Annotated in this window: 12 protein-coding genes; 3 read left to right on the top strand and 9 right to left on the bottom strand. The window is 69.6% G+C overall.

What is annotated here, in order from left to right; translation table 11 throughout:
• Positions 1-115: 115 nt before the first annotated feature.
• Together ABFO07_RS04140 and ABFO07_RS04135 are read right to left on the bottom strand one after the other, a co-directional pair.
• Positions 116-1,627 (bottom strand): ammonium transporter, encoded by a 1,512-nt coding sequence (locus ABFO07_RS04140; protein ID WP_059885272.1) that lies wholly within the window; start codon positions 1,625-1,627, stop codon positions 116-118.
• Between the two features lie 32 nt (positions 1,628-1,659).
• Complete coding sequence (locus ABFO07_RS04135; protein WP_006398175.1) at positions 1,660-1,998, bottom strand: P-II family nitrogen regulator; 339 nt, start codon at positions 1,996-1,998, stop codon at positions 1,660-1,662.
• 353 nt (positions 1,999-2,351) lie between these two features.
• Between ABFO07_RS04135 and ABFO07_RS04130 the strand changes: the two genes are divergently transcribed.
• Both ABFO07_RS04130 and ABFO07_RS04125 read left to right on the top strand, forming a co-directional pair.
• A complete protein-coding gene (locus tag ABFO07_RS04130) occupies positions 2,352-2,603 on the top strand; it encodes an accessory factor UbiK family protein (protein ID WP_006398174.1) in 252 nt (83 codons plus the stop codon).
• Positions 2,604-2,830: 227 nt separating this feature from the next.
• A complete protein-coding gene (locus ABFO07_RS04125; RefSeq protein ID WP_347468396.1) occupies positions 2,831-4,387 on the top strand; it encodes a YifB family Mg chelatase-like AAA ATPase in 1,557 nt (518 codons plus the stop codon).
• A gap of 305 nt (positions 4,388-4,692) precedes the next feature.
• Here the strand turns inward: ABFO07_RS04125 and ABFO07_RS04120 are convergent, their stop codons facing one another.
• Positions 4,693-5,265, bottom strand: coding sequence for a hypothetical protein (locus ABFO07_RS04120; protein WP_059885361.1), 573 nt, complete (start codon positions 5,263-5,265; stop codon positions 4,693-4,695).
• Between the two features lie 162 nt (positions 5,266-5,427).
• Here ABFO07_RS04120 and ABFO07_RS04115 point away from each other — a divergent pair, with 162 nt between their 5' ends.
• The gene (locus ABFO07_RS04115; RefSeq protein ID WP_059566490.1) at positions 5,428-5,964 is read left to right on the top strand and encodes a TlpA disulfide reductase family protein; all 537 of its coding nucleotides are present in this window, start codon (positions 5,428-5,430) and stop codon (positions 5,962-5,964) included.
• Positions 5,965-6,085: 121 nt separating this feature from the next.
• Here ABFO07_RS04115 and ABFO07_RS04110 read toward each other — a convergent pair whose 3' ends face one another.
• The 6 genes from ABFO07_RS04110 to ABFO07_RS04085 all read right to left on the bottom strand — a co-directional run bounded on the left by ABFO07_RS04110 (position 6,086) and on the right by ABFO07_RS04085 (position 14,536).
• The gene (locus ABFO07_RS04110; RefSeq protein WP_059566489.1) at positions 6,086-7,441 is read right to left on the bottom strand and encodes a sigma-54-dependent transcriptional regulator; all 1,356 of its coding nucleotides are present in this window, start codon (positions 7,439-7,441) and stop codon (positions 6,086-6,088) included.
• Positions 7,442-7,497: 56 nt separating this feature from the next.
• A complete protein-coding gene (locus ABFO07_RS04105; RefSeq protein ID WP_060362381.1) occupies positions 7,498-9,516 on the bottom strand; it encodes a sensor histidine kinase in 2,019 nt (672 codons plus the stop codon).
• Between the two features lie 4 nt (positions 9,517-9,520).
• Positions 9,521-10,810, bottom strand: a complete 1,290-nt coding sequence (locus ABFO07_RS04100) for a dicarboxylate/amino acid:cation symporter (RefSeq protein WP_059566487.1) — start codon at positions 10,808-10,810, stop codon at positions 9,521-9,523.
• A 371-nt stretch (positions 10,811-11,181) separates the two neighbouring features.
• Positions 11,182-12,870, bottom strand: coding sequence for a cation acetate symporter (locus ABFO07_RS04095; RefSeq protein WP_059885358.1), 1,689 nt, complete (start codon positions 12,868-12,870; stop codon positions 11,182-11,184).
• 11 nt (positions 12,871-12,881) lie between these two features.
• Positions 12,882-13,187 (bottom strand): DUF485 domain-containing protein, encoded by a 306-nt coding sequence (locus tag ABFO07_RS04090; RefSeq protein WP_059566486.1) that lies wholly within the window; start codon positions 13,185-13,187, stop codon positions 12,882-12,884.
• 140 nt (positions 13,188-13,327) lie between these two features.
• Positions 13,328-14,536 (bottom strand): CaiB/BaiF CoA transferase family protein, encoded by a 1,209-nt coding sequence (locus ABFO07_RS04085; RefSeq protein WP_347468393.1) that lies wholly within the window; start codon positions 14,534-14,536, stop codon positions 13,328-13,330.
• Positions 14,537-14,559: the final 23 nt, after the last annotated feature.

The raw sequence follows: 14,559 nt of genomic DNA, 5'->3' as shown, positions 1-14,559 counted from the left end.
CGCTGCCGTCCGCCGCCGCAGGAGAAAAAAAGCCCGCCGGGAAGGCGGGCCGAAGTCGCTGCGCTCATTCGTGGCGGGGGCGGCATCGCGGCCGCCCTCCGCAAATCGTCCGGATTTACTCCACGTGCTCGCCGTGCAGGATCACGTCGAGGCCTTCGCGCTCTTCCTCTTCCGACACGCGCAGGCCCATCGTCAGGTCGATCAGCTTCAGCAGCACGAAGCTCAGCACGCCGCTGTAGATCAGCGTGATCGCGACGCCCTTCGCCTGCAGCAGCAGGCTGCCGTCCATCCCGCCGATGTCCTTCACCGCGAACACGCCGGTCAGCAGCGCGCCCAGGACGCCGCCCACGCCGTGCACGCCGAACGCATCGAGCGAATCGTCGTAGCCGAGCTTCGACTTGAGCCACGTCGCCGACCAGAAGCAGATCACGCCCGCCGCGATGCCGATCACCAGCGCACCGGCGACGCCGACGAAGCCGGCAGCCGGCGTGATCGCCACGAGACCCGCAACCGCGCCCGACACGATGCCGAGCACCGACGGCTTGCCCTTCGCGATCCATTCCGCGAACATCCAGCCGAGCGCCGCGCAGGCCGTCGCGACCTGCGTCGTCAGCATCGCGAAGCCGGCACGGCCATCGGCCGCGACCGCCGAGCCGGCGTTGAAGCCGAACCAGCCCACCCACAGCATCGAGCCGCCGATCATCGTCAGCACCAGGTTGTGCGGCGCCATCGATTCGCGGCCGTAGCCGACCCGCTTGCCGAGCACGAGGCACGACATCAGGCCCGCGATGCCCGCGTTGATGTGCACCACGGTGCCGCCCGCGAAGTCGAGCACGCCGTCGGCCGACAGCCAGCCGGTCGGTTCCCAGACCATGTGCGCGACCGGCACGTAGACGATCAGCGACCAGAGCGTCATGAACACCAGCATCGCCGAGAACTTCATCCGGTCGGCGAACGCGCCGCAGATCAGCGCCGGCGTGATGATCGCGAACGTCATCTGGTAGACGAAGTAGACCGATTCCGGAATCGTCGTCGCGAGGTGGCTCACGGTCAGCGTGGTCGCCTTGTCGCCCTTCACGTAGTTCATCCCGTGGAGGAACACGCGCGACAGGCCGCCGATGAAGCCGTTGCCCGGCGTGAACGCGAGGCTGTAGCCGACGACCGTCCAGAGCACCGTGATCAGCGCGGTGATCGCGAAGCTCTGCATCACGGTGGCCAGCACGTTCTTCTTGCGGACCATGCCCGCGTAGAACAGCGCGAGGCCCGGGACCGTCATGAACAGCACGAGCGCGGTGGACGTGAGCATCCACGCGGTGTCGCCGGCGCTGATCTTCGACGAATCGACGGAGAACGGCGCGGTGGGCGCGGCAGGCGCGGCCGGGGCCGACGCGGCGGCGGCGGCCGATGCATCGGCGGCGCCCGATGCCGGGGCGGCTGCGGCGGAAGCCGCGGCCTCCGGCGCGGCCGGCGCCGAAGCGGCCGGGGCGGCGGCTGCCGACGCGTCGGCGGCCGTTGCGGCAGGCGCGGACGCAGCCGCGGCGGACGCCGCGTCATCCGCGAGCGCCGGGCCGACACCGGCCGCGATCAGCGAGCCGGCCATCAGCAGGGACATCAGAAGTTTGCGCATCTTGGGTTTCCTCTTGTCGCTCGTCTTGTGTGTTACAGCGCGTCTGCGCCTGTCTCCCCGGTGCGGATCCGGATCACCTGCTCGATCGGCGTGACGAAGATCTTGCCGTCGCCGATCTTGCCGGTGCGCGCGGCCCGTTCGATCGCCTCGACCGCCTGGTCGACGAGATCGTCGGACACGGCAGCCTCGATCTTCATCTTCGGCAGGAAATCGACCACGTATTCGGCGCCCCGGTACAGCTCGGTGTGCCCCTTCTGGCGGCCGAACCCTTTCACCTCCGTCACCGTGATGCCCGAGACGCCGAGCGCCGAGAGCGCCTCGCGCGTCTCATCGAGCTTGAACGGCTTGATGATTGCGGTAATGAGTTTCATGAAGTCCTCTCGCTGGGTTGTCCCGTCGAATTGGTTGGATGTGTGGCGGACTACTCTCCAGCAACTCGCATGCCAAGTCCGCTGCGGACACGCACGAAACCGCGCGGCGGGGCCCGCTTCGGCCGCGAAAAGACGCGAAAGCCCGGCCGAACGGCCAACGTGGGCCGTGTTCTCTGGCGCCGGGCGAGGATCGTTGCTAGAGTGCACGCACGCCCCGGAATGCGGGGACTTTCACCCGTGCGGGCGCCGTGCCCGGAAATCGCGCGCCGCGCGCACCATTTCCGGTCATACGTGCATCACGGGCACGTATGCAACTGAAGATGCACATTTTTTGTGCAATGAAGGGGAATCACATGAAGCAACCCAGCGACGTTTTCAACGACCTGCAGTCGCGCGTCAGCGATCTGCTGAAAAACTCGCCGGCCAAGGATGTCGAGCGCAACGTGAAGGCCATGCTGTCGCAAGGCTTCTCGAAGCTCGATCTCGTCACCCGCGAGGAATTCGACACGCAGGCGCAGGTGCTCGCCCGCACCCGCGTGCGTCTCGAGGAACTGGAAAAGCGCGTCGCGGAGCTCGAGCAGAAGCTCGCCGCTTCGCAAGCCTGACCTGCAAGCCAGACCTGCAGGCCTGACGTACAAGCCTGACCTGCAGGCCCGACCGGGCACAGGCGCGACCGGCGGGCCGCTTCCCGCGGCCCGGCGATGCCTGCGCCAGCCCACGTAGTTCCCGTCGTTCTTTCATCCGCGCCACGCCGGCAAGCGCGCACCGATCTCTCCCTTTTCCGCGACAGGCGGCCGCAAGGCATGCCCGTCCGCCCTACAGGAGCCTCGCCATGTCGCTTGCCGTGGTGCGCAGCCGCGCACCGGCGGCCGGCCGCGCGCCGGACGTCACCGTCGAAGTCCATCTCGCCAACGGCCTGCCGTCGTTCTCGATCGTCGGCCTGCCCGATCTCGAAGTCCGTGAAAGCCGCGAGCGCGTGCGCGCCGCGCTGCAGAACTGCGGCTTCGAATTCCCCGTGCGCCGCATCACCGTCAATCTCGCGCCCGCCGACCTGCCGAAGGAATCGGGCCGCTTCGACCTGCCGATCGCGCTCGGCATCCTCGCCGCGAACGGCCAGATTCCGGCCGACGCGCTGCTGGGCCGCGAATTCGCCGGCGAGTTGTCGCTCACCGGCGCGCTGCGGCCGATGCGCGGCGCGTTCGCGATGGCCTGCGGCGTCGCGCGCGACGGGTGCGCGGCCCCCGCCGATCGGGCGGCGCCTCCCCGTGAGCCGGAGCTGTACCTGCCGCTCGACAGCGCCGCCGAGGCGGCGCTCGTGCCGGGCGTGACCGTGTACGGCGCGGCCGACCTGCCCGCGCTGTGCGCGCACCTGGCCGGTGCGCCCGACGGCCGGCTCGCGCCCGTCGCCGCGCCGCCGCTCGATGGCCGGCCCGCGACGGCCGCGCCCGATCTCGCCGACGTGATCGGCCAGCGCGGCGCACGGCGCGCGCTCGAAGTCGCGGCGGCCGGCGGGCATCACATGCTGATGGTCGGGCCGCCCGGCGCGGGCAAGTCGATGCTGGCCGCGCGGCTGCCGGGGCTGCTGCCGCCGCTCACCGACGACGAGGCGCTGACGTCGGCCGCGCTGCTGTCCGCAAGCCGCATCGGCTTCTCGCCCGCGCAGTGGCGGCAGCGGCCGTTTCGCTCGCCGCATCATTCGTCGAGCGCGGCGGCGCTGGTCGGCGGCCGCAACCCGCCGCAGCCGGGCGAGATCACGCTCGCGCACCTGGGCGTGCTGTTCCTCGACGAGCTGCCGGAATTCGACCGGCACGTGCTGGAAATGCTGCGCGAGCCGCTCGAGGCCGGCCGCATCACGATCTCGCGCGCCGCCCAGCAGGCGGACTTCCCCGCCGCGTGCCAGCTGATCGCCGCGATGAACCCGTGCCCGTGCGGCTGGCACGGCGATCCGTCCGGCCGCTGCCGCTGCTCGCCGGACGTCGCCGCGCGCTACCTGCGCAAGCTGTCCGGGCCGCTGCTCGACCGCATCGACATCCAGATCGACCTGCCCGCGCTCACGCCGGCCGAGCTGGCGGCGCGCGCGCCGACACCCGGCGAGCCGAGCGCCGCGGTCGCCACGCGGGTCGCGCAGGCCCGCGCGCGGCAGCTCGAACGCCAGGGCAAGACGAATCACATGCTGAGCGGCCGCGAAACCGACGACCTCGGCCGGCCGACCGACGACGGCGAGCGCCTGCTGCGCGAGGCCGGCGAGCGCTTCGGCTGGTCGGCGCGCGCGTATTACCGGGTGCTGAAGGTCGCGCGGACGATCGCCGATCTCGCCGGCGACCCGCAGCCGAACGCCGCGCAGATCGCCGAGGCGATCCGCTACCGGCGCGCGCTGACCGCGCTCTGAGGACAAAATCCGGCTGTCAAGACTTGACTTATGCACAATTCCGCGCCTCCGGGCGCGGATTGCATCACCGCCGTGAATATTCGATGGCGATCTCGCATGCCGTTGTTTTTATTGATTTTTCTCAAGCGCCCCACGCACCGGTAATCCGTTCCGGCGGCCGTCCGGCGCGGCTTCGACGCGCATTCCGATCACTTTTCAACAAAGTTATCCACACGCGCTGTGGATAGCCCAAAAACTCCCGCAAAATCCGGCAATTAGCGAACAATGCTGCGAAGCAACTTGCGGTTTCGCGCCCCCTCGCCTCTTCAATCGAGTTTCAACGATCCGAAGAATTGATCGAGCTGCTCCTGCCCGAGCGGCGCGTCGGAGATCACGACCGCCTGGTATGCATGTTTGCCGCGCGCCGCGAGCCGGGCCACGATCGTCTTGCGGGCACGCTCCGGCCCCGCCGCCGCGCCGGCCAGCCGCAGCTCGAGCCCGTTCACCGCGCCGCCCGCCGCGAGCGGCACCGGCACCGAGGCCGTCTGCGGCGCGCCGTCGAGGTTGCGGGACAGCCCGCTGCGCAGGTAGTCGAGCGCCGCGCGCCGGGTCTCGTCGCGCTCGTCGGGCAGCATCACCGTGCCGACCGCGAACACCGCGCCGTCGACGTGCGCCGCCTGCATCCGCATCTTCATCGGCATGCCGCCGATCGCGACCGCATGCTCCTCGACGGTCGGCTTCGCGGGCAGGTCGATCGTGTAGCCGGCGTCGCTGTGCAGCGTGCGCCAGTCGAAGGCCGGCGAGCACGCGGCCAGCGCGGCGCTCGCGCACACGAGTGCGGCGAAGTGCCGCAGCGGACGGAAAAGGGGACGCAGCGAATCGGGGAAGACCTTCGGCATGACGCGGATCGACACGGGCAAAACGTGCATTATGCGTCGAACCGCAACGCCGGGATGCGTGGCGGCCCCCGGTGCGCGTGCCGCATTCGCGCTAAAATGAGCGCCGAATTTCGACGTGTCCGCCCTGTCCCGCGTCATCGACCGTCCTTCGAGAGCCCGCAGATGAACTCCACGCCTCCTTCTTCCAGCCGCCGCGCGAGCCCGATGCGCTACGTCGCGGCCGTCGTCGTTGCAGCCGCGATCGCCGTGGCCGGCTTCTTCGCGTTCAGCGGCAAGTCCAGCGCGCCGGACGCGACCTTCACGCTGCTGTCGGGCCAGAAGATCTCGACCACGGCCGACCTGAAGGGCAAGGTCTACCTCGTCAACTTCTGGGCGACGAGCTGCGCGACCTGCATGCAGGAAATGCCGCAGATGGTCGAGACCTACAACCGCTTCAAGGGACAGGGGCTGGAATTCGTCGCGGTCGCGATGAACTACGACCCGCCGATGTACGTGGCGAACTACGCGCAGACGCGCCAGCTGCCGTTCAAGGTCGCGCTCGACGACGGCAGCGTCGCGCAGCAGTTCGGCAACGTGCAATTGACGCCGACGACCTTCGTCGTCGACAAGGACGGCAAGATCCTGAAGCGCTATGTCGGCGCGCCGCAGTTCGCGGAGCTCGACGCGCTGCTCAAGAAGGCGCTCGGCAACGCCGCCTGAGCGTCCGCCCGATACCGGCCGACAGGCGCGCAACGCGCGCCTCGCCGCAAGCAGGGCCCCGACACGGACCGCATGACCGGACAACACCGGTTCCGCGGTCCGTTTCGTTTCAGCGGTCCTTTCAGCGGTCTGTATCGCCTTTCGCCGACAGCCCGTAGCGCTTCATCTTCTCGTAGAGCGTCGCCTTGCCGACGTGCAGCCGGTCGGCGGTGGCCGCGACCGCGCCGCCCGTCTGGTTCAGCGCCTCGGCGATCACCGCGCGCTCGAACTGCTCGATGCGCTCCTTCAGCGTCTGCTCGTTCGCGTCGTCGTCCGCCGCCGCGCCTGCGTCCTGCGGCATGTCGGCGACGCCGAGCACGAACCGGTCGGCCGCGTTGCGCAGCTCGCGCACGTTGCCGGGCCAGTCGCGCTGCATCAGGCTCGCGCGCTGCCGGTCGGTGAGCACCGGCGCCGGGCGGCCGTAGCGCACCGCCGCGTCGAGCATGAAGTGCTCGAACAGCGGCACGATGTCCTCGCGGCGCTCGGCGAGCGGCGGCAGCGCGATCGTCACGACGTTGAGGCGGTACAGCAGGTCGCGCCGGAACGTGCCGGCCGCGACCAGCTCGCTCATGTCGCCCTTCGCGGCCGCGACGACGCGGCAATTCACGCGGATCGGCTGGTTCGAGCCGAGCCGCTCGAGCACGCCGTCCTGCAGCACGCGCAGCAGCTTTACCTGCAGCGCGAGCGGCATGCTTTCAATCTCGTCGAGGAACAGCGTGCCGCCGGACGCGTATTCGAGCTTGCCGACCCGGCGCTTCGCGGCGCCCGTGAACGCGCCCGGCTCGTAGCCGAACATCTCCGATTCGAACATCGGCTCGGGCAGCGCGCCGCAGTTCACCGCGATGAACGGCTTGTCGCGGCGCGGCGACAGCTCGTGCAGGCTGCGTGCGATCAGCTCCTTGCCGGCGCCCGTGTCGCCGTTGATGAGCACCGACGCATCGGTCGGCGCGACGTTCGCGATCAGCCGCCGCACCTGCTCGATCGCCGGGCTGCGGCCGATGATGCGCGGCGCGACGACGTTCTGCCCGGCCAGCTCGCGGCGCAGCGCGTGGTTCTCGAGCACCAGCTCGCGGCGCTCGAGCGCGCGCCGCACGGTCTCGATCAGCCGCTCGGCCGCGAACGGCTTCTCGATGAAGTCGTACGCGCCGTCGCGCATCGCCTGCACGGCCATCGAGATGTCGCCGTGCCCGGTGACGAGGATCACCGGCACGTCGGGCACGCGCTCGCGGCACTGCGCGAGCAGGTCGAGCCCGCTCGCGCCGGGCAGGCGGATGTCGCTGACGATCACGCCGGCGGCGTCGCCGACGATCGCCTTCTCGGCGGCCTCGGCCGACTCGAAGCCGGTCACGTCGAACCCCGCCAGCTGGAGGCTCTGCACGCTCGCGCGGCGCACGAGCGCATCGTCTTCGATATAGATCACTTGCAGCCGGTTGGCCATCGTACTTGCTTGCTCCTGATGGGTGCCGCGGCGCTCGGCGCGCGCAACGGGCGCGCTCAGCGCGAGCCCGCCTGCTCGGACACGGAGTCCGGATGATGCGTGCGCGCGCGGCGCAACGTCAAGACGAACAGCGCGCCGCCGCCCGGCGCGTTGCGCGCGGTCAGCGAGCCGCCCGCGTCGCTCGCGATCGACGACGAGATCGCGAGCCCGAGGCCCAGCCCGCGCCCCATTTCCTTGGTCGTGAAGAACGGCTCGAACAGCCGCGGCAGCAGGTCGGGCGGGATGCCCGGGCCATTGTCGCGCACCCGGATCGCGAGCGTCGCGGCCGACGCGTCGATCGCGATCTCGATGCGCGGGGCCGCCGCGCGCGGCGCGGCGGACGACGCAACCGCGTCGAGCGCGTTGCCGAGCAGGTTGATCAGCACCTGTTCGAGACGCAGATCCTCGCAGCGCGCGACGAGTTCCGGATGGTCGTTCGCGAGATCGAGCGGCGCGGCGCGCGACGGCTCGCCGTCGCCGTCGCGCAGCGTCAGCACCAGCTCGACGCCGCGCAGCCGCTCGCCGAGCAGCGCGAGCACGCTGCGCAGCGCGCGCACGACGAGCGCCTGCTCGTTGCGCGGCCGCGCACGGCCGACGAACAGCTTCAGCTGGTTGGTGATCTTGCCCATCCGCTCGGTGAGCGCGGCGATCGCCTCGAGGTTCTCGCGCGCGGCCGCCTGCTCGCCGCGGTCGAGCAGCACGCGCGTGTTGTCGGAGAAGCTGCGCAGCGCGGCGAGCGGCTGGTTCAGCTCGTGCGTGATGCCGGCCGCCATCTGGCCGAGCGCGGCCAGCTTGCTCGCCTGGATCAGCTCGTCGTGCGCGGCGCGCAGCTCCTGTTCGGCGCGGATCCGGTCGCCGACCTCCTTCTGCAGCTGCCCGTTCGCCTGCGACAGATCGGCCGTGCGCTCCTCGACGCGCCGGTTCAGCTCCGCGTACGCCTGCTGCAGCAGCGCGCGGCCGCGCATCATCTCGCGCACGCGCGCGCGGCGCATGCGCCAGTAGAACGCGAGCAGCGCGATCGTCACGAAGCCGAAACCGGTGACGATCGTCGCGTTGCGCGCGTCGGCGTCGACAGGCGCGATCGGCGCGAGCGTGACGAGCTGCCAGTCGGGCTCGCCGATGCGGCGCTGCGTCGCGAGGTAGCGCGGCGCGCGGCGGCCCGGCCCGAGACGCACGATCTGCGCATCCGCGCCGAGCGCGCGCTCGACCCGCAGCGGCAGCGGCGTGACCGGCTGCTGCGCGTACTGGCGGGTTTCGTAGATCGACGCGTCGACGGGGCCCGGCAGCGGCTTCAGCGTGTGGTACTTCCACGCCGGCACCGACGACAGGAACACGACGCCGTGCTCGTCCGCGACGACGAGCGGCTCGGACGCGTCGGCGCCCTGGAACCATTCGAGATTGAGCTTCACGACGACGACGCCGACGATCCGGCCGTCGCGCCACACCGGCTGCGAGATGTAGTAGCCGGGGTCGCGCGAGATCGTGCCGATGCCGAAGAAGCGGCCGACGCGGCCGTTCATCGCGTCGATGAAATACGGGCGGAACCGGTATTCGATTCCGATGAAGCTGTCGGGCGCGCGCCAGTTGCTCGCGGCGACGCACAGGCCGTCCGCGCCGACGAGATAGGTGACGGTCGCGTGCGCGTGCTGGTTGAGGTCTTCGAGATAGCGGTTCGCGCGCGCCGCGTAGTCGGCGCGCTTCGGCTCGGCGAGCAGGTCCTGCACGAGCGGGTGGCTGCCGAGCAGGTACGGCAGCGACTCGTAGCGGTCGAGGGTGCTTTTCAGCGCATTGGTGGTGCGATCGACGCGCACCGCGGCATTGCGCTGCAGTTCGTCGATCCCGCGCTGCCAGGTGAAGGTCCACGTCAGCGTGCACGCCGCGACGAGCGCGACGGCGAGCGCGACGAGAACCAGCAGGCGGCGCTTCACGATGACGGCTTCCTGACGATGCGGATCGCCTATTGTGTCATAGCCGCCCGCACCGCCGCCGCTGCCGCGCGGCGCGCCGCCCGCGGGCGGCGCCCCCTGCTCCTTCATGGCGTCAGACGCCGGCCGTCTCGGTCGCGGCGACTTCGCCGCCGCCCTTCAGCGCCTGGCGCAGCTTGTTGCGGTCGAGCTCCTTCTCCCACGCGGACACGACGACCGTCGCCACGCCGTTGCCGACGATGTTGGTCAGCGCGCGGCACTCGCTCATGAAGCGGTCGATGCCGAGGATCAGCACCATGCCCGACAGCGGGATGGTCGGCACGACGGCGAGCGTCGCGGCCAACGTGATGAAGCCCGCGCCGGTCACGCCGCTTGCGCCCTTCGACGTCAGCATCGCGACCGCGAGCAGCGTGAGCTGCTGCATCCAGGTCAGTTCGATGTTGGTCGCCTGCGCGATGAACAGCACGGCCATCGTCATGTAGATGTTGGTGCCGTCGAGGTTGAACGAGTAGCCGGTCGGCACCACGAGGCCGACCACCGAGCGCGAGCAGCCCGCCTTCTCGAGCTTTTCCATCAGCTGCGGCAGCGCGGCTTCCGACGAGCTCGTGCCGAGCACGATCAGCAGCTCTTCCTTGATGTAGCCGATGAAGCGGATGATCGAGAAGCCGGTGAAGCGCGCGATCGCGCCGAGCACGACCAGCACGAACACGACCGAGGTCAGGTAGAACGTGCCGATCAGCTTGAGCAGCGGCACCAGCGAGCCGACGCCGTACTTGCCGATGGTGAACGCCATCGCGCCGAACGCGCCGATCGGCGCGAGCTTCGTGACGATGTGCACGATGCCGAACAGCACGCGCGTGATGCCGTCGATGAAATCCGTGACCACGCGGCCACGCTCGCCGAGGTGCGCGAGCACGCTGCCGAACAGCAGCGCGATCAGCAGGATCTGCAGGATCTCGCCCTGCGCGAACGCGTCGACCATCGTGTTCGGGATGATGTGCATCAGGAAGTCGACCGTCGACTGGCCGTGCGCCTTCGCCGCGTACGACGCGACTTCCTTGCCGTTCAGCGTCGCCGGATCGATGTTGAAGCCGACGCCCGGACGCAGGATGTGCGTCGCCGCGAGGCCCAGCAGCAGCGCGAAGGTCGACACGACCTCGAAGTACAGCAGCGCCTTGCCGCCCACGCGCCCGACCTTCTTCATGTCCTCCATGCCGGCGATGCCGGTCACGACCGTACAGAAGATGATCGGCCCGATCACCATCTTGATCAGCTTGATGAAGCCGTCGCCGAGCGGTTTCATCTCGGTGGCGAGCGACGGATAGTAATGACCGAGGATCACGCCGACGATGATGGCGAAGATCACCTGCACATAAAGCACTTTGTAGAAGGGTTTCTTCTTCACGATGATTCCTGATGAAGGGTAGATGAGCCGATAAGGCGGCGTCACGCGCGCGGGAAGGCGACGAGGAAGGAGGCAATGCCCCCTGAGTCAAACGCCCGCGCGGCTGCCGTGCCGCAACAAGCGATGCCTCAAGACATCCGGGGGAGGAAGAAGGCGTTGGTCATCGGTTGTCTCCTTGCTTGCTGTAGTAGTTCGGCCGGGGGTGGCCGTGCCTTTTATATTGCAAGGTCGATGCCAGCCGCGTGAAAGCATTCAGGCCGTTGTTTTCATTGTATTTCCCACAATGCGGCAGGCAAGGAAATCCGGGTTTCCGGAAATCCGGAATGCATCCGTCCGGCAATCCGGACGGATGCGGCCATTCATCTGACGATTCAGTGGTGCGCGGCCGGGCCGGCCAGCACGCCCGTCTGCGCGTAGAACTCCTGCCGCGCGAACGCGTCGCGCTCGCGGCGCGCGCGCTCGCCGCGGTCGGCCAGCGAGCCGACGACGATGCCCGCGAACGCGAGCGGCACCGACACGAGCGCCGGGTTGTCCAGGAACACCGGCGCGTGCGCGTGATGCAGCACGTCGACCCACACCGACTTCGACAGCACCGTGAGCGCGACCGCCGACGCGAGGCCGAGGCCGCCGCCCAGCACCGCGCCGCGCGTCGTCATTCCGCGCCAGAAGATCGACATCGCGAGCACCGGGAAATTCGCGCTCGCCGCGACCGCCGCGACGAGGCCGACCATGAACGCGACGTTCACGTGCTCGAACAGGATCGACAGCCCGATCGCGACCGCGGACAGCGCGATCGTCGCCGCGCGCGAGATGCGCATTTCCAGCCGCTCGTCCGGCTTGCCGCGCGCCCACATCTGCGCGTACAGGTCGTGCGAGATCGTCGTCGCGCCGGCGAGCGTGAGGCCCGCGACCACCGCGAGGATCGTCGCGAACGTGACGGCCGCGATGAAGCCGTAGAACCAGTTGCCGCCGACCGCCTGCGCGAGCTTCACCGCGACCATGTTCGAGCCGCCGAGCAGGTCGCGCGTGAGGTTGAACGTGCCGTTCGCGCCGAGCTTGAAGAACTCCGGATGCTGCGCGAGCAGCACGATCGCCGAGAAGCCGATCACGAACGTCAGCAGGTAGAAATAGCCGATGAAGCCGGTCGCGTAGAGCACCGACTTGCGCGCCTCCTTCGCGTTCGGCACCGTGAAGAAGCGCATCAGGATGTGCGGGAAGCCGGCGGTGCCGAACATCAGCGCAATGCCGAGCGACAGCGCGTTGGCCGGATCGCGGATCAGCTTGCCGGGCGCCATGATGCCGAGCGCGCCCGGATGCACGGCCACCGCGCGGCGGAACATCGCGTCGATGCTGAAGCCGAATTCGCCGAGCGCGAGCCACGCGAGCAGCGTCGCGCCGCACAGCAGCAGCACGGCCTTGATCACCTGCACCCAGGTGGTCGCCGTCATCCCGCCGAAGAACACGTACACCACCATCAGCACGCCGACGATCAGCTCGGCCGTGCCGTACGACAGCCCGAACAGCAGCTGGATCAGCTTGCCCGCGCCGACCATCTGCACGACGAGGTACAGCACGACGATCGTCAGCGAGTTGGCCGACGTCAGCAGCCGGATCGGCCGCTGCGCGAAGCGGTATGCGACTACGTCGACGAACGTGAACCGGCCGAGGTTGCGTAGCGGCTCGGCGATCAGGAACATCACGAACGGCCAGCCGACGAGGAAGCCGATCGAGTAGATGAGCCCGTCGAAGCCGAACATGAACACCATGCCGGACAGGCCGAGGAACGACGCGGCCGACATGTAGTCGCCGGCGATCGCGAGGCCGTTCTGCAGGCCGGTGATGCCGCCGCCCGCCGTGTAGAAGTCGCGCGTGGAGCGCGTGCGGCGCGCGGCCCAGCGGGTGAGCGCGAGCGTCGCGAACACGAACGCGAAGAACATGCCGATCGCAACGGGGTTCAGTTCGACCTTGTCGGGCATCGGCCCGGCGACGGACACCGCGTGCGCGGCGGCGGGAACGAGCGCCGTGCAGGCGGCGCAAAGCGAGGATAACGAACGATGCATCGCGGCCTCCGTCACGCACGTTCGAGGATCGCGTCGACCGCCCGGTCGAACGCACGGTTCGCGCGCAGCACGTAGCACGCGGTCAGGGCGATCGCGACCAGGATGATCGCGACACCCGCGGCGACGCCGGCGGTGATCGTCGCGCCCCGGTACAGCGGCGCCGCGAGCACGCGCGGCGCGAGCGCGACGAGCAGGATGAAGCCGTAATACGTGGCGATCATCAGCGCCGTCAGCACGAAGCTGAAGCGGCGCCGCGCGCGCACGAGCTGCTGGTAGTCGCGGCGCGCCGTGACCGATTCGATGACGGAAAGCTCCATGGTGTCTCCTTTGTCGACCGGAGTTGGCGCTTGAGCGCTTGCTCCGGTCCCATGCGATGCACGGCGTCGTCCTGCGACGGGTATCGTGTAATGGTCCGGCGCGCGATCCTGCCCGCCCGCGCCGCGGCGTCACCTTCGATTCAGACCACGCGATCCGCGCGCAGCCGCGCGACGTCGCCCGCCGACAGCCCGAGCCAGCCGCCGAGCACCTCGGCCGTATCCGCGCCGAGCCCGGGCGGCGCGCCGCGCACCGGCAGCCGCGCGCCGTCGAAGCGGTACGGCGGCGCGAGCACGTCGACGCCGCCCGCGACCGGATGCGGCTGGCGCGTGACGAGCCCCGCGCGGCGTGCGCGCTCGGACGTCAGCGCCTCGTGCAGGCCGAGCACTTCGCCGCACGGAATGCCGGCGCCGGCGAGCCCGGCCAGCAAGGTCGCGCGCGTACGGCTCGCGAGCTCGCGGCGAATCTCGGGCAGCAGCTCGGCCCGGTTCTGCGAGCGGCCGAGGTTGGTCGAGTAACGCGGGTCGGCCGCGAGATCGGGCCGCCCGATCACGTCGCAGAAGCGCGCGAACTGCGGGTTGGTGCCGACCGTGATCACGAGCGGGCCGTCGGCCGCGTCGAACACGCCGTACGGCACGATCGACGGATGCGCGTTGCCGTAGCGCGGCGGATCCTGCTCCATCAGCAGCGCGTCGAGCCCGTAGTACGCGGTGATCATCAGCCCGCAGTCGAACAGCGCCATCTCGATGCGCCGGCCGCGGCCCGTCGCGTGCCGCTCGTACAACGCCGCGAGGATCGCCTGCGCCGAATACATCCCGGTGAACAGGTCGACCGCCGCGACGCCGAACTTCAGCGGCGGCTGGTTTTCCTCGCCGTTCAGCGCCATCAGCCCCGCCTCGCCCTGCACGACGAGGTCGTAGCCGGGGCGGCCCGCTTCCGGGCCCGAACGGTCGTAGCCCGAAATCGCGCAATGCACGAGGCGCGGGTTCAGTTCGGCCAGCGCGTCGTAGCCGAGGCCGAGCTTCTCCGCGCCGCCGAACTTGAAGTTGTGGATCAGCACGTCGGCCTGCGCGGCCAGCTCGCGCGCGAGACGTTGGCCTTCCGCCGTCTGCAGGTCGAGGCAGATCGACCGCTTGCTGCGGTTCACGCTGTTGAAGTAGGTCGTCTCGGTATCGCCGATGCGCAGGCCCCAGTCGCGCGTATCGTCGCCGCGCGCCGGATGCTCGACCTTGATCACTTCCGCGCCGAAATCGGCCAGCACCATCGCGCTCCACGGCCCGGCCAGCACGCGCGAGAAATCGAGCACCTTGACGCCGGCGAGCGGCATCGCGGGTTGCGTCGCGTTGTCCATCGTCGTCTCCTCCCTCTTCTGCC

The organism is Burkholderia stagnalis (assembly GCF_039848545.1).
Taxonomy (GTDB): Bacteria; Pseudomonadota; Gammaproteobacteria; order Burkholderiales; family Burkholderiaceae; genus Burkholderia; species Burkholderia stagnalis.
The sequence above is the reverse complement of the archived record's forward strand: the minus strand, read 5'-3'. Positions and strand labels throughout refer to the sequence as shown.

Excerpts from the sequence above, each read along its gene's own strand:
- ABFO07_RS04140 (WP_059885272.1), bottom strand. The coding sequence starts at position 1,627 with ATGCGCAAACTTCTGATGTCCCTGCTGATGGCCGGCTCGCTGATCGCG.
- ABFO07_RS04135 (WP_006398175.1), bottom strand. The coding sequence starts at position 1,998 with ATGAAACTCATTACCGCAATCATCAAGCCGTTCAAGCTCGATGAGACG.
- ABFO07_RS04130 (WP_006398174.1), top strand. The coding sequence starts at position 2,352 with ATGAAGCAACCCAGCGACGTTTTCAACGACCTGCAGTCGCGCGTCAGC.
- ABFO07_RS04125 (WP_347468396.1), top strand. The coding sequence starts at position 2,831 with ATGTCGCTTGCCGTGGTGCGCAGCCGCGCACCGGCGGCCGGCCGCGCG.
- ABFO07_RS04120 (WP_059885361.1), bottom strand. The coding sequence starts at position 5,265 with ATGCCGAAGGTCTTCCCCGATTCGCTGCGTCCCCTTTTCCGTCCGCTG.
- ABFO07_RS04115 (WP_059566490.1), top strand. The coding sequence starts at position 5,428 with ATGAACTCCACGCCTCCTTCTTCCAGCCGCCGCGCGAGCCCGATGCGC.
- ABFO07_RS04110 (WP_059566489.1), bottom strand. The coding sequence starts at position 7,441 with ATGGCCAACCGGCTGCAAGTGATCTATATCGAAGACGATGCGCTCGTG.
- ABFO07_RS04105 (WP_060362381.1), bottom strand. The coding sequence starts at position 9,516 with ATGAAGGAGCAGGGGGCGCCGCCCGCGGGCGGCGCGCCGCGCGGCAGC.
- ABFO07_RS04095 (WP_059885358.1), bottom strand. The coding sequence starts at position 12,870 with ATGCATCGTTCGTTATCCTCGCTTTGCGCCGCCTGCACGGCGCTCGTT.
- ABFO07_RS04090 (WP_059566486.1), bottom strand. The coding sequence starts at position 13,187 with ATGGAGCTTTCCGTCATCGAATCGGTCACGGCGCGCCGCGACTACCAG.
- ABFO07_RS04085 (WP_347468393.1), bottom strand. The coding sequence starts at position 14,536 with ATGGACAACGCGACGCAACCCGCGATGCCGCTCGCCGGCGTCAAGGTG.